This is a genomic window from Aeromonas sp. S18(2024) (assembly GCF_041402525.1).
Classification (GTDB): domain Bacteria; phylum Pseudomonadota; class Gammaproteobacteria; order Enterobacterales; family Aeromonadaceae; genus Aeromonas; species Aeromonas enteropelogenes.
The window spans coordinates 38415-59862 of record NZ_JBGLQV010000017.1; the positions used below are offsets into that span (position 1 = coordinate 38415).

Below are 21448 nucleotides of genomic sequence, written 5' to 3' on the forward strand. Positions count from 1 at the left end.
CGCTTCACAGCGGCGTCGCAACCAGCAGCGTATGGCCCGGCCCCGAAATGTCGTGATCGGCCTCCACATGGAACTCCGCCTCCCGCAGACACTGGTACAGCTCCTTCGAGTGATAGAAGCGACTGTTGCCATTGGCCAGGCAGGTGAAGTAGAGGGAGGTGGCATTGAGACTGAAGCTCGCCGCTTCGAACGGTTGCCGATCCCAAAACAGCTCCAGGATGCACAGGCGCGCCCCCGGCTTCATGCTGCGACGGATGCGCCGCAGCAGCGCGACGATCTCATCGTGGCCGAAGCAGTCGAGAAACTGGCTCATCCACCAGATATCCGCTTCACCGGGAAGCTGGCGCTCCTCAAGCAGGTTGACCGGATAACCCCGGACCTGACCTGCCAGCCCGGCCGCGCGGATCTGCTCGTCGGCCATGGCGATCTGCTCCGGCAGATCGAGGATGGTCACTTCCAGCTCGGGATTGCGCCGGGCGCACGAGAGGGCCCACTTGCCGGTGTTGCCACCGAGATCGTAGAGGTGACGGGGTTCGTAGCCAAAGACCAGATCCTGCACCTGCTTGAACGCCCAGTCCGAATAGAAGTGGTCGAAGCGAAACCAGCTGCCGCGCGCCGGCTCCGGCAGATCCTTGAGATGGGGATAGAGACTCTGCCAGTCGCCAAACTCCTTGATGCCAGCCGGAGTACCACTCTCGATGGCCTGTTGCAGATGGGCGAGGGGCTTGTAGCAAACGTGCTGGACAAAATCCATGTTGACCCGGGTCATGGGATCGCTCAACAGGTATTGCCCCACCTTGCCCAGATGGTAGCGCTCCTCGCGGACGTAGCAGATGCCGCCCCCCAGGCCCATGTCCAGCAAGACACCGACCGCATACTCGGTCAGACCGGTCTCATGGGCGAGAGTGGCTACAGTGGCCCCTTCCCGGGAGGCGGCCAGGCTGGCGAGGATGCCGGTCTCGCGCAGGCTCCAGGCGGCCTGGAACAGCATGGGGGCGAAGGCAATCCGCTGGGCCTGGCTGATGGCATCCAGTGCGTTATGGCTATCGGAGTGATAGTGATTCAAGAGACACCGACCTTACTTGTAGCTGCTGGCGCGATTCAGTTCGATCTGAATGGCCTGATTCAGCCCGTTGATCCAGCGGTTATAATTACGGTGAATTTTTCCGCTACCGTTGTCACTTAAATTGACGCTGCTCACATAATTAATGGAATAATTGAGAGTGTTATAGGGAATACTGATGTTTGCCTGATGTGAGCGAACTTGAATATGGCCGCTAATTAACCCGGGACGTTCTTCACGCATTACCCATTTCTTACTGACACCCGCATTAATAATTGCTTGAGAAATTGTCTGTTCGCTGAGATTGGCCGGTACCGGGCTATTGCTCATATTCATGACCGGTTGGGTCGTGGAGCAGCCTGCGGCCAGCGTTAATGTGAGGGCTGCAAGAATAAGTTTAAATATTTTCATTTTATTAACCTTTTTAAATTGTGACACCTGCCAAAAACCGCCCCAATAAAACAATAAAAACTGCAAGCTTTCAATAAATAAAGGAAGGTGAATTAACTTTCCATCACACCTATTGGCGAGCTCACACTTTCCCTCTGGTCATAAAGAAAAATAATGGTAATATGCAGCCCTATTTCAGAATCCTTAACCGGAGCTGAACCGACTTTCTGTGGGTCCGGTCACATCTCCCCTGGTATCACAGCCGTTAGCGCATCAAGGTCGTTTCGTGCACAGAATGCCCACTTTTTCCATCGTTGAAAGCCACGCTTTAGCTCCGGGCATGTCGACCCGTGAGCAGTGGCTGACGTGGGCTCAGGATGGCCTCTGGCTGCCTCCGGCACCCGCTGTGACGCCCCATATCCCCATGATGGTGGCCAGGCGCATGAGCCTGGGTGGACGCCTGGCGGTCGAGGTGGCGCTTGAGCTGCTTTCCCGCCATCCGGTGGATGGCGCCGTGTTTGCCAGTCGCCACGGTGAGCTGGATCGCTCCCTGGGCTTGCTCGGCGCCCTGGCCGAGCAGCGCAGCCTCTCTCCCACCGATTTCTCCCAATCGGTGCACAACACGGCCGCCGGATTGACCTCCATTCAGGGCAAGCAGCCCATCCCCATGAGCTCCCTGGCCGCCGGCACCGGCAGTGTTGCCGCAGCCCTGCAGGAGGCGATGGGCATGCTGGCCGACGGCATGGAACGGGTGCTGGTGGTCAGCTTCGAAGGCGCGATCCCCGCCTTCAGCCAGCCCTGGCTGCCCGATGAAGCGCCACCCCACGCGGTGGGCCTGGTGTTGACCAGGGGAACGCAGTGGCAAGGAGAGGTGATGACAACGCCCTCAGGCGCAACCGGCACAGGAGATGCCCTCGCCTGCTGGCGAGCACTGCTGACCGATGCGTCGCGTTTTTCTATTTTCGACGGGCGTCGGGAGTGGCTATGGCAGCGAAATTGAATCAGCTCTGGCGCTTGTTCGGCACCATGCTGGGGTTTACCCTGTTTGGCTTGGGTTGCCTGTTGCTGACACTATTCTGGTTTCCTTTGCTGTGGCTGTTTGTCCGTGGTGACATGCAGCGTCATCTTGCCCAGACCACCATCCGGGTCACCTTCCGTCTGTTTATCAAAATTCTCAAACTATTGGGTGTGCTGGATTACCGTTTCCACCATATTCCGCAGCAGCTGAACGGCGTGCTGGTGTTGGCCAATCACCCCAGCCTGCTCGATTACGTATTATTGGCGGCCCATATGCCGGAGTGCGACTGCATCGTCAAGGAGGCGCTCTGGCATAATCCTTTTGTCGCCGGTATTGTCCGCGCCGCCGGGTATATTCCCAACGTGGCGGCCGAAAAATTGTTGCCCCTGTGCAGTGAGCGCCTGCAACGGGGTGGCGTGCTGCTGATATTTCCGGAAGGCACCCGCACCACGCCGGGTCAGCCGCTGCAACTGCAGCGGGGGGCGGCCCACCTCGCCGTGCGCTGCAATGCCAGATTGCAACCGGTACGCATTCACTGCTCGGCCCCTTTTCTGACCAAGCAACACCCCTGGTTTCGGGTGCCCGCACACAAGCCGGTCTTTACGGTAGAATTTCTGCCCCAATGCCAGGTTCAGGAGATGTTGCTACAGGAAGAGACCCCTTCACTGGCGGCACGTCATCTGACCCATTATTTCAAACGGGTATTGAGCCCGACCCAACCCGCACCGCGATGGACTCAAGATGCAAGACACCTTAACTGAAGAAATCAAACAACTGATCATCGACAGCCTCAACCTGGAGGGCATGACGCCGGCCGACATCGACGCCGATGCCCCGCTCTTCAACGACGGCCTCGGGCTCGACTCCATCGATGCCCTGGAACTGGGCCTGGCGATCAAGGGTCGTTACGGCATAGTGCTCTCCGCCGATGACGAAAACACCCGTCGCCACTTTGCCAGTGTCACTGCCCTGGCGGCCCTCGTCGCCGCACAGCGAGGATAAGGCCATGACCAGAGACGACATCTTCAACGAGATCCGCAATGCCCTGGTCGAGCTGTTCGAGATCGACCCCGAGGCCGTGACCCTGGATGCCCAGCTCTATCAGCAACTCGAGCTCGACAGCATCGACGCCATCGATCTGGTGGTGCATCTGCAGAAGCTGACCGGCAAGAAGATCAAGCCGGAAGAGTTCAAGTCGGTGCGCACCGTCGCCGACGTGGTCGACGCCGTCGAACACCTGATCGCCGAGTAATGGTGCGGCGGTTCAACCTGCTGGCAGGCGCCCTGTTGCTGCTCTATCCCCTGCTGGTCTACTTTTGCCTGTCATCCGGGGAGGGGCGGCGGCTGACGCTCCTGCTGCTGCCACTGTTTGCCATTCGTCTCATCGCCGGCTCGGCGATGCCGGTGGCGTGGCAGTGGGCGACCCGCTGGCTCGGGGCCACCGGCCTGCTGCTGGTGCTCCTGAACCTCTGGTTTCGCGAGCACGACTGGCTGCTCTACTACCCGCTGGCGGTCAACGCCACCCTGCTGGCGCTGTTTGGCGCGAGCCTGCGCCAACCCATGACCATGGTCGAGCGGCTGGCGCGCCTGACCACGCCGGACTTGCCCGAACAGGGGGTTCGCTACACCCGCAAGGTGACGCAGGTGTGGTGCCTCTTTTTTATCGCCAATGGCGCCCTCTCCGGCTGGACCATCTGGCAAGGGGACCTGGCGCTCTGGAGCCTCTACAACGGCCTTATCAGCTATCTGCTGATGGGGGCCCTGATGGGCGGCGAGTGGCTGATTAGACAACGGGTGATGAAGCGGGGTACACCATGACGCTGCTGGATGAACTGCTGCTGGCCGATGGCAAGCGCACCGTCGCATTTGATGCCCAAGGTGACGTCACGCTGGCCATCTTGCGCCGCACGGCCCTGACGCTGGCCGACCAGCTGAAGAGCGGCTCTGCGACCCGCTGGGCGATCTGCATGAACGACAGCTACCACTTCACCGTCGCCCTACTGGCCTGCGCCATGGCTGGGCACGATGTAGTGCTACCCGGCCACCAGCGGCTTGCCGCCCTGGAGGAGCTGCTCGAACAAGAAGCCTTCGAGGGGGTGATCTGCGATGAGGCGCTCTCGCTTCCCTGCCCAGTGCTGCGGGTCGACAGTGTGTCTACCGACGACGGTCAGCCCGAGTTCAACCATGCCCCCTCCCTGGCGCCGACCCTCACCCTCTTCACCTCGGGCTCCAGCGGCCAGCCCAAGGCCATCGCCAAGCCCTGGTCACTGATCGAGGCGGAGGTGCGGGTGCAGGCGACCCTCTGGGGCGCCGCCCTCACGGGCGCACGGCTCTTTGCCAGCGTCAGCCACCAGCATATCTATGGCCTGCTGTTTCGCATCCTGCTGCCGCTGGCCCTCGGCGTGCCGTTTGCCCGCCGCCAGACCGACTACCCGGAGCAGCTGCTCGGCCAGCGCCAGCACTGGGCACTGGTCAGCTCGCCAGCGTTTCTCTCGCGCCTCGGCGCCGCTCTGAATGCCCCCGGCTGCCGACTGGTGGTCTCCTCCGGTGGCCCCCTCACGTATGAGGATGCACGCCAGTGCGCCGCCCTGCTCGGTCCCTTGCCGGTGGAGATCTACGGCAGCAGCGAGACCGGCGGCATAGGCTGGCGCCAGAGCAGCGGCCCGAACTGCCCCTGGACCCCCTTCCCCGGGGTCGAGGTCGGCTGTGACGAACAGCAGACCCTGTTGCTGAGCTCCCCCTTTATGGACGAGCTCTCCCCCTGGCGCGGGAGTGATCGCATCGCCCTGTGTGGCGAGCCGGGGCAGTTTCGCCTGCTGGGCCGCCTGGATCGCATCATCAAGCTCGAGGAGAAACGCATCTCCCTCGACGAGGTGGAACAACGCCTCCTGGCCCTCGATTGGGTGCACGATGCCGCCATCCTGCCCCTCGAGCAGGCTGGCCGCCAGATACTGGGGGTCGCCCTGGTGCTGACCCCGGAGGGGATGGCAAGTTTCACCCGCCTCGGTCACGGCGCCTTCTTGCAGGCCCTGCGCCAACGGCTTCGCCCCTGGCTCGAGCCGGTGGCGCTGCCGCGCAGCCTCAGACTCTTTCAGGCATTGCCTCTGACCGGCGCCGGCAAGCGCGACGGCGTCGCGCTGCGCCGCGCCTTCGACGAGCCGACCGCCCCCATTCCCGGAGAACACCCCTGATGGATATTTCACTGCTCCCAACGCAGTTGGCGCGTCAGGTCACCTCCGACGGCGTGCAACTGCTGCTGCGCCTTGATGCCAGCCTGCCCTGGTTTAGTGGCCACTTTCCCGGCGCCCCCCTGCTGCCCGGGGTCGCCCAGCTGCACCTGGCCATCCACTTCGCCCGCGAGGAAGGGCTGCTTGATGGTGAATTTCAGGGGATGGATCAGCTTAAATTTCAGCGCCCCCTGCGCCCGGATGAGCAGTGCTGGTTGATGCTACAGAGACAAGACAACGGCCAGCTGCGCTTCGAGTACCGGGTCGGCTGCGCCGAGACCCTGGCCGAGTTGCCTCTGGCGAGCAGTGGAAGGGTCAAGGTATCGTGACGCCCTGCCTTATCATCCCCTGCTACAACCACGCCGCGCCCCTTGCCAGCGTGCTCGATGAACTCGCCCCCCTCGGCCTGCCCTGCCTGCTGGTGGACGATGGCAGTGAACCGGTTGCCGCCGCCCGCCTGGACCAGCTGGCAGCCGAGCACGCCTCCTGGATCACCCTGCTGCGCCATGAGCGCAACCGGGGCAAGGGCGGGGCTGTCAAAACGGCCCTGCAGGCGGCAAAGGGCCTGGGTTTTAGCCACGCCCTGCAAGTCGATGCGGATGGCCAGCACGATCTCGCCCGCCTGCCGGATCTGCTGGCCGAGGCACAGCGTCATCCCGAGGCTCTCATCTCCGGCGCCCCCCAGTACGATGAGTCGGTGCCCAAGGGGCGCCTCTACGGCCGCTACCTGACCCATGTCTGGGTCTGGATAGAGACCCTCTCGTTCGAGATAAAAGACAGCATGTGCGGCCTGCGGGTCTATCCGGTGACAGCAAGCTGCGAGCTGCTCGAGCAGTGCGCCCTCGGTGAGCGGATGGATTTTGATATCGAGGTGATGGTGCGCCTGCACTGGCGCGGGGTACCGGTGCGCTTTATTCCGGTGAAGGTGCACTACCCCGAAGATGGCCTCTCCCACTTCAACCCGCTGCACGACAACCTGCGCATCTCCTGGATGCACACCCGGCTGGTATTGACCTTGCTGCGCGACGGCGCCGCCCACCTGCTGCGCTGGCCCAAGAGGCTGCTGAACAAGGGGAAGGCGCACTGGTCGCGCACTCCGGAGCGTGGCACCCTGTTCGGCATCCGCACCCTGCTGTGGAGCTACCGGCTGCTCGGGCGCCCCGGTTTCAGAGTGATATCGCTGCCGGTTATCGCCTACTTCTGGCTGACCGGCCGCCGCCAGCGTGAGGCCTCCCGCAACTATCTGGCCCGCCTCACCGCCCGCGCCGGGCAGCTTGGCCATCCCCAGCCCGAGCGGGTGGGGAGCCTGCGCCACTTCCTGCGCTTTGGCGAGGCGGCCCTCGACAAGCTGGCCGCCTGGCGCGGCGACATCCGCCTCGACGACATCGAGCTGGTCAACCGTGAGCACTACGAGGCCGCCCGCGGCCAGGGGGCGCTCATCATCGGCTCACACCTGGGCAATCTGGAGCTGTGTCGCGCCCTCGGCAGCCAGGAGCAGGGAGTGCGCATCACGGCCCTGGTCTTCACCCGCCACGCCGCCCGCTTCAACGCCCTGATGCAAGAGGTAAACCCCGATTCGGGCCTCAACCTGGTACAGGTGCAGGAGCTCGGGCCCGATACCGCCATCATGCTCAAGTCCCGCATCGAAGCGGGGGAGTGGGTGGTGATCGTGGGGGATCGCACCTCGGTGACCAAAGAGAAACGCGTGGTCTGGGCCGATTTTCTCGGGGAGAAGGCGCCCTTCCCATTGGGGCCCTTTGCCCTGTCGGCGGTGCTCGGCTGCCCCACTTATCTGATGTTCGGACTGCGGGAACAGGGGCGTTTTCGGGTCCATTTCGAGCCCTTTGCCGATGGCACTCCCCTGCCCCGCGCCGAGCGCCAGCAGCGTCTCGAGGCCAGGGTGCAACACTATGCCGACCGGCTGGAATACCACTGCCTGCGGGCGCCGCTGGAGTGGTTCAACTTTTTTGACTTTTGGCATCTGACCGATGAGCAGGATTGAGCAAGGTATGCACGAGATCGTATTCGGGGCCCGTCCCCTCACCATTGAAGAGGTGGTCGCCCTGGCCGAGCGCCGCGCCACCCCGACGCTCAACCCCGAGCCCGCTTTCCGTGCCCGCATCCAGCGCGGCGCCGACTATCTGGACCGGCTGCTGGCCGACGAGGGGGTCATCTACGGGGTCACCACCGGCTACGGCGACTCTGTCACCCGTGCCGTGCCCCTCGATCTGGTCGATGCCCTGCCCCTGCACCTGACCCGCTTCCACGGCTGTGGTATGGGCGAGAATCTCAGCCCGGCCGCCACCCGCGCCGTGCTGGCCACCCGCCTCAACTCCCTGGCACAGGGGGTCTCCGGGGTCAGCGTCACCCTGCTCGAGCGCCTCACCTGGCTGCTGGAGCAAGATCTGCTGCCGCGCATTCCCGAGGAGGGCTCGGTCGGTGCCAGCGGCGATCTGACCCCCCTCTCCTATGTGGCGGCGGCATTAGTGGGAGAGCGCGATCTCTATCGGGACGGCCAGCTGATGGCGGCGGCGGATCTCTACCGCGAGCTCGGCATGACCCCCCTCAAGCTGCGCCCGAAAGAGGGACTGGCGCTGATGAACGGCACTTCTGTGATGACGGCGCTCGCCTGCCTCGCCTTCGCCCGCTGCGACTACCTGATGCGTCTGTGTACCCGCATCACGGCGCTGGTGAGCGTGGCCATGGAGGGCAATGCCTTCCACTTCGACGAGCGCCTGTTTGCCGCCAAGCCCCACCCGGGCCAGCAGCAGATCGCCGCCTGGCTGCGAGCGGATCTGCAAAGCGGCGAGCTGCCCCACCACAGCAACCGGCTGCAGGACAGATACTCCCTGCGCTGCGCCCCCCACGTCATCGGCGTGGTGGCCGACAGCCTGCCCTGGTGGCGCCAGCTCATCGAAAACGAGCTCAACAGCGCCAACGACAACCCCCTCATCGACGGTGACGGGGAGCATGTGATGCACGGCGGCCACTTCTACGGCGGCCACATCGCCATGGCCATGGACAGCATGAAGGTGGCGGTGGCCAACCTGGCCGATCTGCTCGACCGCCAGCTGGCGCAGCTGGTGGACACCAAGTTCAATCAGGGGCTGCCGAGCAACCTCTCGGGCGCCAGTGAATCGCTGCGCTTCATCAACCACGGCTTTAAGGCGGTGCAGATTGGCGCCTCCGCCTGGACCGCCGAGGCCCTCAAGCACACCATGCCCGCCAGCGTCTTCTCCCGCTCCACCGAGTGCCACAATCAGGACAAGGTGAGCATGGGCACCATAGCGGCCCGCGACGCCCTGCGGGTGCTGACCCTGACCGAGCAGGTGGCCAGTGCCAGCCTGCTGGCCGCGGTGCAAGGGGTGGAACTGCGCCTCGCCCTGCAGGGCAAGGGGCGAGGCGCCCTTAGCCCGGCGCTGGCTCACACGGTGGAGGCGGTGCGCCGGAATCACCCCTTCCTGACTGAAGATCGCCCGCTGGAGGCCGAGCTGCGCGCCCTGATGGGGCGCCTGCAGGCCCGTCACTACCCGCTCTACGACGAGGTGCCCCATGGCTGAGCCCTGGCAACTGAGCGCCGAAGTCGACGTCACAGTCCCGTTTCACGACGTGGACATGATGGCCGTCGCCTGGCACGGCCACTACCTGCGCTACATCGAGCTGGCCCGCTGCGCCCTGCTCGATCGCATCGACTACAACTACCCGCAGATGGAGGCCTCCGGCTACCTCTGGCCGGTCATCGACGTGCGCATGAAGTACGTGGCGCCCCTGCGTTTTGGCCAGACGGTACGGGTGCGTGCCACCCTGGTGGAGTATCAGAACCGCCTCAAGATTGACTACCTGCTCTACGATCCCGCGACCAATCAACGCACCAGCAAGGGCTACACGGTGCAGGTGGCGGTCAGCAAGGAGAGTGGCGAGATGTGCCTCGCCTCGCCCCGGGTGCTGCTCGACAAGCTGGGGGTGAAAGAGTGAGAAAGTGCCTCTGGCTGCTGCTGGCCCTGCTCCCCTGGCCCCTGCTGGCCGGTCAGATCACCCTGGCCGAGGTGCAGCGTCAGCTCACCGCCGCCGATGCCCGCAGCGCCCGCTTCGAGCAGGAGCGCCAGATAAGTGGCTTGAGCCAACCCTTGCGATCCGGCGGCGAGATCCTGCTGGTCAAGGGCCAGGGGCTCTGGTGGCAGCAGCAAAAGCCCTTTCTCCTGACCCTGACGCTCACCCCCACCCGCATGGTGCAGCAGTTGCAGGGCCAGCCGACCCAGACCCTGGACAACCCCCAGTTGCTGGAGTTCAGCAACCTGATGCTGGCCCTGTTTGACCCGAGCGAAGCGGCGCTGGCGAGCTATTTTCGCCACACCCTCACCAGCGAGGAAGAGGAGTGGACCCTGACCCTCGAGCCCATCCGAGCTCCCCTCGACAAGGTCTTCGCCACCTTGGTGCTCAAGGGGAGCCATGAGCTCACGTCCCTCGCTATCCACGACAGGCAGGGGGATGTCACCCTGATCCGCTTTTCCAACTGGCAGCTCAAGCCCCTGCCACTGAGCGCCGAGGAGCAGTCCCGCTTTGATGCTCACTGAACGACACTGGCGCCTGCTGGGGCGGGCCTGGCTGCTGCTCTGCGTGGCGGTCTGCATCGCCCTGGCGCTGGCCCTGCCCCGCGCCCGTTTCAACACCAGCGTGATGGACCTGTTGCCCAAAGAGGAGCATCAGCAGTGGCACCCCGAGCTGCGCGCCGGGCTGCTCGCCAACCTGGACCGGCAGCTGGTGTGGCTGGTGAGCCTGCCTCCTGGCAAAGACGGTGAGGCGGCCGCAACCGAGTGGAGCCGACAGCTGCAAGCCATCGACGCCCTGGTGCAGGTGAAGGGGGCTCAGCCCGAGCTTGCACCCGCTTGGCAAGCCTATCTGCAGCAGATGGCCTGGCAGCACCTCACCCCGGCCGCCCGGGCGCGGCTGGAGGGGGGCGCCGGCGTCTGGAGCCAATGGGTGCTTGGGCAGATCTACTCCCCCTTCGGCGGCGTCTCCCGGGCCGAGTGGCAGGCAGACCCCATGTTGCTCACCCGCGCCGTCGTGCTCGAGCAAAAGAGCCCGATGCAGCTTGGCGAACAGGGCTGGTTGAGTGCCCTGGGGCCCGATGGCCAGCGCTGGTATCTGGTGCGCGCCGAGCTCAACCTCTCGGCCTTCGACATGGCCCGCAATCGGCAGCTGCTGGCCGAGCTGACCCGCGCCGAAGATACGCTGAAACAGGACTACCCCGGGGCCGAGCTGCTGCGCCGCGGCACCCTGTTTTATAGCCAGCACGCCAGCACCCTGGCCGAGCAGGATATCTCCACCATCGGTCTGGGGTCGCTCTTTGGCGTGGTGCTGCTGATCTGGCTGGCGTTTCGCTCCCTGCGGGCCCTGCTGCTCTCCCTGTTGCCGCTGGCCATGGGGATGCTGTGGGGACTCGGCGCCGTGCTGCTGGTGTTCGGGGAGATCCACGTCTTCACCCTGGTGATCAGCACCAGCCTCATCGGCATCTCCATCGACTATGCGCTCCACTTCATGAGCGAGCGGCGCCTGCACGGCCACGAGACGCCGGCCCAGACCCGCGCCCACCTGCTGCCGGGCCTGAGCCTGGCCCTGCTCACCACCCTCATCGGTTATGCCCTGCTCTGGCTCGCCCCCTTCCCGGGGCTGCAGCAGCTGGCGGTCTGCGCCCTGGCCGGCCTGCTGGCCGCCTTCCTGACCGTGTTGCTGCTCTTCCCCGCCTGGCTCGGGGAATTGTCACAGGGGCCGCTTCCCATCCGCCGCTGGCAAGCGCGCTGGATTGCCGCCTGGCGCGCGCCCGCTGGCCTGCGCCGCTGGCTGCCGCTGCTGGCGCTCGTCGTCAGCGCCATCGGCGTGAGTCGCCTGGTGGTGGATGACGACATCCAGAAGCTGCAACCCCTGCCGCACCAGTTGCAGGCGCAGGAGCGCCAGATCCAGCAGCTGACCGGCCAGCAGGGGGGCATGACCGGCTATCTGGTGGTCGGGCGCGATGGCGAGCAGGCCCTCACCCGGCTCGAAACTCTGGCTGGTCGCCTCGAGCAGGCCCGCCAGCGCGGGTTGCTGGAGCAATTCGTCGCCATCAGCCAGTGGCTCCCCTCCCAGGCCCGCCAGCAGGCGGACCATCACGCCATCATAGGGCTGCAACCAGGCGTCATCGCGACGCTCCAGGGAGCCGGCCTGCCGGTGGAGGCCAAGACGCGCCCCTTCTCGCCGCTTACACCAGAGACCTGGCTGGCGAGCCCGGTCAGCGAGGGGAGCCGGCTGCTCTGGCATTCTTTGCCTGATGGCCGGATCGGCATCTGGGTGCCACTCGCCGGCATTCACGATGCCGCAGCCCTAGCGCGGCTGGCCGACGAGAGTGACGGCGTGGTGTGGCAGGATCAGCGCAGCCAGTGGAGCCAGCTCTTCGCCGACTACCGCCTCAAGCTGGCCGAGCTGCTGCTGCTGGCGGTATTGCTGGTGACCGGGCTGCTCTGGCGGCGCGTCGGCTGGCGCGTCGCGGCGCGCATCCTGCTGGTCAACGCCCTGGCCATCGCCATGGGGCTGGCCCTGCTCGGTTTCAGCCAGCAGCCGCTGACCCTTTTCGGGGTGCTGGCGCTGAGCCTCATCTTCGGCATCGGCATCGACTATGGCCTCTTCTTCGCCCACTGCGGCGAGGACCCGGGACGCCAGCAGTCGACCCTGCTGGCTATTTTGCTCGCCCACCTCACCACCCTGCTGGCCTTCGGCCTGCTGGCACTTAGCCACACCCCGGCCATCGCCGGCTTTGGCATAGTGCTGAGCGGCGGGATCTTTACCGCGTTTTTGTTATCGCCCATGGTGCTGGCCCCGCGGCCAGCTGCGGAGTCATGATGAGATATCTGATGTGTTTGCTGTTGCTGCTGGGCGGCTGCAGCAGCCGGCAGGGGGTGGAGGCCTTTATCGCCCCGAACGTCCCCCTGTCGCTGCCGGCGCCCACCCTGGCCGAACCTCTCACCCGCCAGCAACTGCTGCTGGCCAGCGCCCAGGGCAAGCAGTACCAGCTGCTCACCGCCCTGGAGGCAGGCCCGCAAGGGATCACCCTGGTCGGCCTGATGCCCACCGGGGCACGCCTGTTCAAGGTGCAGTACGACCAAAGCGGCATTCATAGCGAGCGCCTGCTTCCCCTGCCGGGTAACGCCCTGCCGCCCCCCGCCCAGGTGCTGGCGGATGTCATGCTCTGCTACTGGCCCGTGGCCGACTGGCGGCCCCGCCTGCCCGCCGGCTGGCAGCTCAAGGACGAGGGAGATGTCAGGCGCCTCACCGATCCCGCCGGAGAGCTGGTCACCGAGATCCGTTACCACACCTGGCAAGGCCAGCGCGAGCCGGTCAGCCTGACCCAGCACCTCTTCGGCTATGCCCTGACACTGGAGAGCCTGGCCCCATGACCCTCTACGTTCACGCCTACAGCCTTATCAATGCCCTCGGCCGCGGCAAGGAGGCGGTGTGCGACGCCCTCAACGGGTGGCATAGCCGGGGTGAGAGCCCGCTTGATAAAGAACACTGGACCCTGGTCGATGGCCGCACCTCGCCGGTGGGGCGGGTGAGCGATCCGCTGCCCGAGGTGGCGCAACCCCGCCACGACTCGCGCAACAACCAGCTGCTGCTCGCCGCCCTGGCCGACATCGAAGCCGAGGTGAGCGCGGCCATCAGCCGGGTGGGGGTGGAGCGGGTAGCTCTGGTGCTCGGCACCAGCACCTCCGGCATCGGCGAGGCCGAAGCGGCCGTGGCGGCGCAGCTAAGAGGTGAAGCGATGTCACCCCGCTTCGACTATGCCCAGCAGGAGCTGGGATCCCCGTCGACCTTTCTTGCCGAGCATCTGGGCATACTGGGACCGGCGATGACCATCTCGACCGCCTGTTCGTCGAGCGCGCGGGCCTTTATCACGGCGCGCCGCCTGCTCGAGAGCGGCCAGGCCGATGTGGCCCTGGTCGGCGGTGCCGACGCCCTGTGCGGCCTCACCCTGAACGGTTTCGACAGCCTGGAGTCGTTGAGCGAGCGGCGCTGCCGTCCGTTTGCGGCGGAGCGCGACGGCATCAACATCGGCGAAGGAGCGGCCCTGTTTCTGGTGAGCCGCGATCCCGCCCCCCTGGCCCTGCTGGGGGATGGGGAGTCGTCGGATGCCTGGCACATCTCGGCGCCGCACCCGCAAGGGAAAGGGGCCGAGCGGGCGATGCGCATGGCGCTGGCGCGCGCCGGTCTCGAGGCCGAGCGCATCGACTACGTCAACGCCCACGGTACCGCCACCCGTCTTAACGACGAGATGGAGAGCCTGGCCCTGTCGCGCCTCTTCCCCCACGGGGTGGCGGTGAGCTCCACCAAGGTGCTGACCGGCCACACCCTTGGGGCGGCCGGGGCCACCGAGGCGGCGCTGTGCTGCCTGCTCCTGGAGCGCGCCCTGCCGCTGCCCCCGCAAGGGGAAGAGCAAGACCCGAGTCTTGCCCCGCTCACGCTGGTCAGGGAGGCCGGGGCGGCCCGCATCATCATGTCCAACTCGTTTGCCTTCGGTGGCAACAACGTGAGCCTTATCTTTGGCAAAGAGGCACCATGACTTTTCCTCCCATAGAACAACTGCTGCCTCACCAGGCGCCCATGTTGCTGCTCGATCGCGTCACGGTGTTTGCGGCGCAGAGCATCAGCTGCGAGACCCGGGTGGGCGAGCGGCACGCCCTGCTGCTCGATGCACAGGGCAATCTGCCCGGCTGGTGCGGCATCGAGCTGATGGCCCAGACCATCGCCGCCTGGGCCGGCTTGCAGGCGCATCAGCGTAGCGAGCCGGTGCGCATCGGCATGCTGCTCGGCACCCGCAAATACGAGAGCCAGCTGCCCACGTTTGCCGCCGGCAGCCTGCTGCGCATCGAGGCGCACTGCCTGCTGCAGGACGCCGGCATGGCCAGCTTCGAATGCCGCATCCTGCAAAGTGAGACCCTGTGCGCCAAGGCGCGCCTGAGCACCTACCAGCCCACGACAGCCCAACTGACAGACTTACTGGAGACCCAATCACAATGAACTCGACCGTATTGGTAACCGGCGCCAGCAAGGGGATTGGCCGGGCCATCGCCCTGAAACTGGCCGCCGACGGCTTTGCCGTGGTGGCCCACTATCACGGGGATCAACAGGGCGCCCAGGCGACCCTCAACGACATCGTCGCCCAAGGGGGGAGCGGGCGCCTGATCCAGTTCGATATCGGCGATCGGGAGCAGTGCCGCGAGCGCCTTGAGGCCGACATCGAGCAGCACGGCGCTTACTACGGCGTGGTCTGCAACGCCGGTATCGTGCGCGACGGCGCCTTCCCGGCCCTGACGGACGGGGAGTGGGACGACGTCATCCACACCAACCTCGACGGCTTCTACAACCTGCTCAAGCCCTGCATCATGCCGATGATCGGGCTGCGCCGTGGCGGGCGCATCGTCACCCTGTCGTCAGTCTCCGGCATCATGGGCAACCGTGGCCAGGTGAACTACAGCGCCTCCAAGGCGGGCCTTATCGGCGCCACCAAGGCGCTGGCACTGGAGCTGGCCAAGCGGCGCATTACGGTCAACTGCGTGGCCCCCGGCCTTATCGACACCGGCATGGTGAGCCCCGAGGTAGAGAGCGAGGCGCTCAAGATGATCCCCCTCAAGCGGATGGGACAGGCGGACGAGGTGGCGGGTCTGGTCTCCTATCTGATGTCCGACATCGCCGGCTACGTGACCCGACAAGTGATTTCCATCAACGGAGGCCTGATATGAACCGACGTGTCGTCGTCACCGGCATGGCCGGTGTGACCGCCTTTGGCAACGACTGGGCCAGTGTGAAGGCAAGCCTGCAGGCAGGACGCAGCGCCGTGGTGACCATGCCGGAGTGGGCCGTCTACGACGGGCTCAACACCCGGCTGGCGGCCCCCATCACCGATTTCTCCCTGCCGGCCCACTATCCGCGCAAGAAGACCCGCGCCATGGGTCGCGTCTCAGAGATGTCCACCGTGGCCACCGAGCTCGCGCTGGAGCAGGCAAGGCTGCGGGGTGATCCTGTGCTGACCGATGGCCGTACCGGCATCGCCTACGGCTCCTCCACCGGCAGCACGGCCCCCATCAGCGCCTTTGGCGCCATGCTCAACGACAAGACCACCGCCAGCATCACCGCCACCACCTATGTGCAGATGATGCCCCATACGGCGGCGGTCAATACCGGCCTCTTCTTCGGCCTGCGTGGCCGGGTCATCCCCACCTCCAGCGCCTGCACCTCCGGCAGCCAGGGAATTGGGTATGCCTATGAGGCGATCCGCCACGGCTACCAGACAGTGATGGTGGCGGGTGGCGCAGAGGAGCTCTGCCCCTCCGAAGCCGTGGTGTTCGACACCCTGTTCGCCACCAGTCAGCTCAACGACACCCCCGAACTCACCCCTCGCCCGTTCGATCGGGATCGCGACGGTCTGGTCATCGGTGAGGGGGCCGGCACTCTGGTGCTGGAAGAGCTGGAACACGCCCTCTCGCGCGGCGCCCCCATCATCGCCGAGCTGGTGGGCTTTGCCACCAACTGCGACGCGGCCCACGTCACCCAGCCCCAGAGCCAGACCATGCAGCTGTGCATGCAGATGGCGCTGGATCAGGCGGGACTGACCCCCGAGCAGATCGGTTACATCAGTGCCCACGGCACAGCCACCGAACGCGGCGACATCGCCGAGAGCCAGGCAACCGCCGCCATCTTTGGTGACCAGACCCCCATCTCGTCCCTCAAGAGCTACTTCGGCCATACCCTGGGGGCCTGCGGTGGTATCGAAGCCTGGCTGTCGCTGGAGATGATGCACGATGGCTGGTTTGCTCCGACCCTCAATCTCGCCAACCCGGATCCGGCCTGTGCCCCTCTCGATCACATCACGGGAACGGGCCGCGAGCTGCCGGAGATCGAATACCTGATGTCCAACAACTTCGCGTTTGGCGGCATCAATACCTCCCTCATCTTCCGGCGCTGGGACAACTCGCAACCATAAGCAAAGATGCCAGTTGGCAAACGCTGACTGGCATCTTTCTATTTCCCCCTCTTCATTCCTTATTGCAGGACGACACGGCCGTTAAGGGGCTGCACCGGCCGGTTGTTGGGGTGGTGCATCACTTCCTTGAAGGCATCGATCTGGGCCTGGCTGGCCTCGACCGGTTGCTTGAGCACCAGCCAGCGCACCCCTTCCGAGCAAGGGGGCGTGGTGAGGGAGCCGCTGAAGCGGTAGTAGTCACGCTTGGCGGGCAGCAGTTGCTCGACCGCAACCGGTGCCTTGAGGGCATGGCTCTCACCCGCCTTGATTGGCAGTTGCCGCCACGCCTCGGCCAGCACGGGATTGGCCTTGCCCACCTCGAACATTACCGCCACCACGGCAAGCTCCCCCCTGCCATTGGCGTGCACCAGATGCCCCTCCAGCGGATAGGATTTCCCTTCGATATGATTCTCGCTCGGCGCGTGGAAGTGGAACTGCTTGAGCTCGAAGCTCATGCCATCGAGCTCAAGCGTACTGCCAGGGGCATAGCCGATCTGCACGGTATGACCGTTGTTGCTTGCGAACTCGCCCCCGGCACGGTAGTGAAACACCAGAGGGGGCAGATCGGCCTCGACCAGACCGGTCAGATCCACGGGAGATTGGTTGCTGCCCGCACAGGGGCTGAATTCCGGCGTCAGTTTGGCCCAGTGGTCGGGACCTGCCGCCCCGCTGTATTCCCAGTGCGGGGCCGCGGCAAACGCGGGAAGAGCGAACAACAGGCTGCAAGCCAGCAGAGACGTTTTCATCATGCATCCTAATCTTGATTGAAAAGCGGGCCGTCCCTCTCCTCATCGAGGCAGGTAAAGAGGGCGGCATTTCTGGAATGCAGGGTGCAGTGGTTCAGACCGGAATATTTATTATTGGCAGCGAGTTATTGATGGCATTCAATAATGCATTTTAAATAAATCTAATTAATAAACTCGCTGTCTCTGCATATTGGATAATCGCTTTATTCAATGGTAGCAATCTAATTAATTGGCTATGGGAAATGATGAATTAGGCCATAAATTACTGTTCAGAAATTCGCATGTTTTTTCCTCGCAAGACCCCGCCACCAGTCCGTCCGTAATTATCCAATTCATTGTTTTTAATGTGGTTTTTGTTGTACTCAATTGATCTTGAGCAAATAACAACCAGGCTTTCCCGGTCAGGCTGGGGCTGCTGTTAGGCACAGCCAAAAGGGAGAGAAAAAGAATGAATAAATATTGTCTGTTAATGGTGCTTGCCCTGCCCGGGATGGGCTGGGCAAGCGAACCCATTCAACCCATAGAAGCAGCCAAGGTGAGCTCACCGGAAAAAGTCGAACTGGGCAAGATGCTGTTTTTCGAGCCGCGACTTTCCAAATCCAATGCCATCTCCTGCAACTCCTGCCATAACCTGGCCACGGGGGGCGTGGACAACCAGGTCAGCTCCCTCGGTCACAAGTGGAAGGAGGGGCCGATCAATTCGCCGACCGTGCTCAACTCCAGCCTCAACTTCGTGCAGTTCTGGGATGGCCGGGCCAAGGATCTGCAAGCCCAGGCGGCCGGCCCCATCGAAAACCCGCTGGAGATGGCCTTCAGCCACAAGCTGGCGGTGGAGACCCTGCGCACCCTGCCCGAATACCGCGCCCGCTTCAACGCCGTCTACGGCAAGGCAGAGTTCGACATCAAGGAGGTGACCGATGCCATCGCCGCCTTCGAAGAGACCCTGGTCACCCCCAATGCGCCGTTCGATCGCTGGCTGAAGGGTGACAGCAAGGCGCTGACGGCGCAGCAGCTCAAGGGCTATCAGCTGTTCAAGGACAAGGGGTGTACCGCCTGCCACAACGGCGCTGCCATCGGTGGCAACTCCTATCAGAAGATGGGGCTGGTCAAGCCGTTCAAGACCGACAACCCGGCCCAGGGGCGCGGAGCCGTCACCGGTGAGAAGCAGTTCATCGGCTGGTTCAAGGTGCCCACCCTGCGCAATATCGAGCTGACCTATCCCTACTTCCATGACGGCTCGGTCTGGGATCTGAAAGAGGCGGTGCAGATCATGGCCGATATCCAGCTGGGCCAGCAGTTGACGGATCAGGAGGCCGAAGACATGACCGCCTACCTCAAGAGCCTGACTGGTGAACAACCCCAAATAGTGTTGCCTATCTTGCCCCCCTCCCAGCCCGACACCCCGAAGCCGGTGGTCAAGAGCTGAGCAATCGAAACAGGGGCCATCAGGCCCCTGTTTTCATGCCACACAATCCAAGACGGATCAGCAATCCCGGTTCAGGGCGATGAGGCGATCGAGCACCCGTTCACCATCGACCCGCAGGCCGTTGTGCTCATACTCGTTGGTGATCCAGGCCCGGCTGTTGCCCAGTGTGCGCAGCGTATCGCGGCTGTAATCAAACTCCACATACATGTCCTCGGCATAGACGGCACAGGCCACCGGCACCTTGTTGCGGGCCAGCCGGGCGGGATCATAGAGCCGGCCCCAGTCACGCTTCTGTGCCAGCAGATGGGCCGCCTCCTTGAGGGGCACCAGCTCGCGGAACTGATCGAACATCCAGGGGAAGATCATCTCGCCGGTGAAGGCGAAGTCCTTGCCCGGTTCCCAGTCGAAAAGGGGGTATTCGCTTCGGACCCGCTCGGCCGCCCAGCGGGTCGCCTCCCCTTCGGCGTAGATGGCCTCGTGCAGCACGGCAAACAGCGGATTGGTGTTGAACGGCTGCATCCCCTGCACTTGATAGAGGAAGGCCGGGTTGATCTGCTCCCCGATAAAGGCCTCTTCCAGCAGGTAGTAGAGCTCTTCAAAGGCGCCGCTGGCCCCCAGATCCAGCCCCTGTTGCTGGAACTGCTCCACCGTCAGCCGTTGGCCGTTGGGCAGGCGCACATCGTGCTGGTGCAGATGGGTGGCCAGCCGGTTGGCAATGCCCTGGGCATAGGGGAAGCGGGCGAAGAAGGCGCGGTTCTTGTCGACAACCCGCTGATAGGTGGCGCGATACACCTCGTCGGCACTGCGCCCGATCGGGGCGACGCCCCCCGTGATGTAAACCTCACGCAGGCTGTCCGGGAACAAAGAGAGATAGGTGAGGCAGCAGAAGCCGCCAAAGCTCTGCCCCAGCAGGCTCCAGCGATGGGAAGGAGAGATCTCCATCCGGATGAACTCGGCATCACGTACTATGTTGTCGGCGCGAAAATGACTGAGGTACGCCGCCTGCTCCGCCGGCGTCATGGCAGCCAGCAGCTGGCCATGGATCGGGCTCGACATGCCGGTCCCCCGCTGATCAAGCAGCACCACCCTAAACTCCTGCAGCGCCCGCTTGAGCCAGCCGCTGTTGGCGGTCGGCCGCGGCGACCCGAAACCCGGCCCCCCTTGCAGATAGAGCAGCCAGGGCAACTTGTCATCCAGCTTGTCCTTGCGACAGAGAGTGCGGGCAAACAGGGTGATGCTGTCTCCATCCGGATCGTCGTGATCGAGCGGGACGGTGAAAAAATGCGGCTCGCAATGGATGCCGTCCAGGACATAGTGCAGGGGGCTGTTCATCTGGGATCTCTCCGTCAGGATGGGAACATGATGGGCCTCATCATAACGTTGCAAAGATGCCGGGTCACTTCGGTTTTTCAAAACATTAACAATGAGTTAAACACTCAGGATGGCGCAAGCCACAGCGACCGGAAACATCTTCGCCAAGGACGATTGACGTCCATGTTGCCTTCGACCAAGATGGCTCGCCGGCACGTACGCCGGCACGTAAAATGCAGGCCGATGGACGCAGCGAGCAGGGAGAAGAGCGCGATGAAACCCAGGTGAATCAGGGTCAGAAAGAAGGAAAAGATGGCAAGCCCTGGCGGCGTGCTGCAGACCGGCATGCTGGTGTTCGGCGCCACCTGCGGGGCCACCCTGTTTCTGGCCGCCTGCAACAGCAACTGATAAACGAAAAAAGCCCGCTCGATTGAGCGGGCTTTTCGAATTTGGCTCCTCCTACTGGACTTGAACCAGTGACATACGGATTAACAGTCCGCCGTTCTACCGACTGAACTAAGGAGGAATTGTGGTGCCCAGAGACGGAATCGAACCGCCGACACGGGGATTTTCAATCCCCTGCTCTACCGACTGAGCTATCTGGGCAACGGCGCGCATTAAACCCTTTCCGGCGCCGGGTGTCAACCGCAATGCAAGATAAAAAGCGCGTTCGCTCAACATCTGAACGTAACGGGCAGTTATTCACCATTTCAAGGTGATACGGGGGCCTGCCAGCAACATTATCCTGCCACCACCGATCTGCCGCATTGAGCCGGATGCACTCTGCGAGTATGCTTTGCCGCAATGATAACGCCTGGAGGCAACATGAGTCTGAATATGCAAGAGTGGCGTGAAGAGACCACCGAAATCGTCAATGAACTGCTGGCCGACGGCAGCAATCCCGATGCGGATTACGACATTGAGCACCACTTCGCCTGCCAGGACTTCGACCGTCTGGAGAAGGCCGCGGTCGATCTGTTCAAGGCCGGCTTCGAGGTAACCGATGCCGAGGAGATGGAGCTGGATGACGGCGCCACCATCTTCTGCTTCGATGCCACCTGCGAGAGCAAGCTGAATGTCGAAGCGATCGTCGCCGATATCGCCAAGATGATGCCCATCCTCGAGAAATACGGGGTGGATTACGATGGCTGGGGTACTTACTTCCAGGAGTGATGTCCCCTCATCAAACAACAAGGCCACCTGACGGTGGCCTT

At 63.7% G+C, this 21448-nt stretch carries 23 protein-coding genes and 2 tRNA genes; 19 read left to right on the plus strand and 6 right to left on the minus strand.

Features of this window, described 5'->3' with window-relative positions; genetic code table 11:
• Window positions 1-4: 4 nt before the first annotated feature.
• On the minus strand, window positions 5-1066 hold the full coding sequence (locus ACB034_RS20180; protein WP_371173592.1) for a methyltransferase: 1062 nt from the start codon (window positions 1064-1066) through the stop codon (window positions 5-7).
• A gap of 12 nt (window positions 1067-1078) precedes the next feature.
• The gene (locus tag ACB034_RS20185) at window positions 1079-1474 is read right to left on the minus strand and encodes a hypothetical protein (RefSeq protein WP_225633250.1); all 396 of its coding nucleotides are present in this window, start codon (window positions 1472-1474) and stop codon (window positions 1079-1081) included.
• A gap of 274 nt (window positions 1475-1748) precedes the next feature.
• Here ACB034_RS20185 and ACB034_RS20190 point away from each other — a divergent pair, with 274 nt between their 5' ends.
• The 17 genes from ACB034_RS20190 to ACB034_RS20270 are packed head-to-tail and all read left to right on the plus strand — an operon-like array spanning window position 1749 to window position 16712.
• Window positions 1749-2453, plus strand: coding sequence for a beta-ketoacyl synthase chain length factor (locus tag ACB034_RS20190; RefSeq protein ID WP_371173611.1), 705 nt, complete (start codon window positions 1749-1751; stop codon window positions 2451-2453).
• Window positions 2438-3232 (plus strand): lysophospholipid acyltransferase family protein, encoded by a 795-nt coding sequence (locus ACB034_RS20195; protein WP_371173593.1) that lies wholly within the window; start codon window positions 2438-2440, stop codon window positions 3230-3232. Before ACB034_RS20190 ends, ACB034_RS20195 begins: the two co-directional genes overlap by 16 nt.
• Window positions 3213-3473 (plus strand): phosphopantetheine-binding protein, encoded by a 261-nt coding sequence (locus ACB034_RS20200; RefSeq protein WP_026457248.1) that lies wholly within the window; start codon window positions 3213-3215, stop codon window positions 3471-3473. The genes ACB034_RS20195 and ACB034_RS20200 overlap by 20 nt, the downstream gene beginning before the upstream one ends.
• Window positions 3474-3477: 4 nt before the next feature.
• Window positions 3478-3723: an acyl carrier protein gene (locus tag ACB034_RS20205; RefSeq protein WP_371173594.1), complete on the plus strand. Its 246-nt coding sequence runs from the start codon at window positions 3478-3480 to the stop codon at window positions 3721-3723.
• Window positions 3723-4289, plus strand: coding sequence for a hypothetical protein (locus tag ACB034_RS20210; RefSeq protein WP_371173595.1), 567 nt, complete (start codon window positions 3723-3725; stop codon window positions 4287-4289). Before ACB034_RS20205 ends, ACB034_RS20210 begins: the two co-directional genes overlap by 1 nt.
• Window positions 4286-5662, plus strand: a complete 1377-nt coding sequence (locus ACB034_RS20215; protein WP_371173596.1) for an AMP-binding protein — start codon at window positions 4286-4288, stop codon at window positions 5660-5662. The genes ACB034_RS20210 and ACB034_RS20215 overlap by 4 nt, the downstream gene beginning before the upstream one ends.
• Complete coding sequence (locus tag ACB034_RS20220) at window positions 5662-6027, plus strand: hydroxymyristoyl-ACP dehydratase (RefSeq protein ID WP_371173597.1); 366 nt, start codon at window positions 5662-5664, stop codon at window positions 6025-6027. Before ACB034_RS20215 ends, ACB034_RS20220 begins: the two co-directional genes overlap by 1 nt.
• Window positions 6024-7700 (plus strand): glycosyltransferase, encoded by a 1677-nt coding sequence (locus tag ACB034_RS20225; RefSeq protein ID WP_371173598.1) that lies wholly within the window; start codon window positions 6024-6026, stop codon window positions 7698-7700. The genes ACB034_RS20220 and ACB034_RS20225 overlap by 4 nt, the downstream gene beginning before the upstream one ends.
• A 7-nt stretch (window positions 7701-7707) precedes the next feature.
• A complete protein-coding gene (gene hutH / locus ACB034_RS20230; protein ID WP_371173599.1) occupies window positions 7708-9258 on the plus strand; it encodes a histidine ammonia-lyase in 1551 nt (516 codons plus the stop codon).
• A complete protein-coding gene (locus ACB034_RS20235) occupies window positions 9251-9673 on the plus strand; it encodes a thioesterase family protein (protein WP_268856463.1) in 423 nt (140 codons plus the stop codon). The genes hutH and ACB034_RS20235 overlap by 8 nt, the downstream gene beginning before the upstream one ends.
• Window positions 9670-10272, plus strand: a complete 603-nt coding sequence (locus tag ACB034_RS20240) for an outer membrane lipoprotein carrier protein LolA (RefSeq protein WP_371173600.1) — start codon at window positions 9670-9672, stop codon at window positions 10270-10272. Before ACB034_RS20235 ends, ACB034_RS20240 begins: the two co-directional genes overlap by 4 nt.
• Window positions 10259-12574 (plus strand): MMPL family transporter, encoded by a 2316-nt coding sequence (locus ACB034_RS20245; RefSeq protein ID WP_371173601.1) that lies wholly within the window; start codon window positions 10259-10261, stop codon window positions 12572-12574. The genes ACB034_RS20240 and ACB034_RS20245 overlap by 14 nt, the downstream gene beginning before the upstream one ends.
• Before the next feature lie 11 nt (window positions 12575-12585).
• A complete protein-coding gene (locus ACB034_RS20250; protein WP_371173602.1) occupies window positions 12586-13128 on the plus strand; it encodes a DUF3261 domain-containing protein in 543 nt (180 codons plus the stop codon).
• Complete coding sequence (locus ACB034_RS20255) at window positions 13125-14291, plus strand: beta-ketoacyl-[acyl-carrier-protein] synthase family protein (RefSeq protein WP_371173603.1); 1167 nt, start codon at window positions 13125-13127, stop codon at window positions 14289-14291. Before ACB034_RS20250 ends, ACB034_RS20255 begins: the two co-directional genes overlap by 4 nt.
• A complete protein-coding gene (locus ACB034_RS20260; RefSeq protein WP_371173604.1) occupies window positions 14288-14749 on the plus strand; it encodes a thioester dehydrase in 462 nt (153 codons plus the stop codon). Before ACB034_RS20255 ends, ACB034_RS20260 begins: the two co-directional genes overlap by 4 nt.
• Entirely contained in the window at window positions 14746-15471 is a 726-nt protein-coding gene (locus ACB034_RS20265; protein ID WP_371173605.1) for a 3-ketoacyl-ACP reductase FabG2, read from the plus strand. The genes ACB034_RS20260 and ACB034_RS20265 overlap by 4 nt, the downstream gene beginning before the upstream one ends.
• Window positions 15468-16712: a beta-ketoacyl-ACP synthase gene (locus tag ACB034_RS20270; protein WP_371173606.1), complete on the plus strand. Its 1245-nt coding sequence runs from the start codon at window positions 15468-15470 to the stop codon at window positions 16710-16712. Before ACB034_RS20265 ends, ACB034_RS20270 begins: the two co-directional genes overlap by 4 nt.
• 59 nt (window positions 16713-16771) lie before the next feature.
• Here ACB034_RS20270 and ACB034_RS20275 read toward each other — a convergent pair whose 3' ends face one another.
• The gene (locus tag ACB034_RS20275; protein ID WP_042072758.1) at window positions 16772-17497 is read right to left on the minus strand and encodes a carbonic anhydrase; all 726 of its coding nucleotides are present in this window, start codon (window positions 17495-17497) and stop codon (window positions 16772-16774) included.
• A 448-nt stretch (window positions 17498-17945) separates the two neighbouring features.
• Between ACB034_RS20275 and ACB034_RS20280 the strand changes: the two genes are divergently transcribed.
• On the plus strand, window positions 17946-18923 hold the full coding sequence (locus ACB034_RS20280; RefSeq protein ID WP_268856471.1) for a cytochrome-c peroxidase: 978 nt from the start codon (window positions 17946-17948) through the stop codon (window positions 18921-18923).
• A 57-nt stretch (window positions 18924-18980) separates the two neighbouring features.
• Here ACB034_RS20280 and ACB034_RS20285 read toward each other — a convergent pair whose 3' ends face one another.
• From ACB034_RS20285 to ACB034_RS20295, 3 genes are all read right to left on the minus strand, one after another.
• Entirely contained in the window at window positions 18981-20255 is a 1275-nt protein-coding gene (locus ACB034_RS20285) for an alpha/beta hydrolase (protein WP_371173607.1), read from the minus strand.
• Between the two features lie 429 nt (window positions 20256-20684).
• Window positions 20685-20760: transfer RNA gene (locus tag ACB034_RS20290), tRNA-Asn, on the minus strand.
• Window positions 20761-20764: 4 nt separating this feature from the next.
• Window positions 20765-20840 (minus strand) — tRNA-Phe (locus ACB034_RS20295).
• Between the two features lie 231 nt (window positions 20841-21071).
• Here ACB034_RS20295 and rraB point away from each other — a divergent pair.
• The gene (rraB, locus tag ACB034_RS20300) at window positions 21072-21407 is read left to right on the plus strand and encodes a ribonuclease E inhibitor RraB (RefSeq protein ID WP_042028378.1); all 336 of its coding nucleotides are present in this window, start codon (window positions 21072-21074) and stop codon (window positions 21405-21407) included.
• The last annotated feature ends 41 nt before the right edge of the window (window positions 21408-21448 follow it).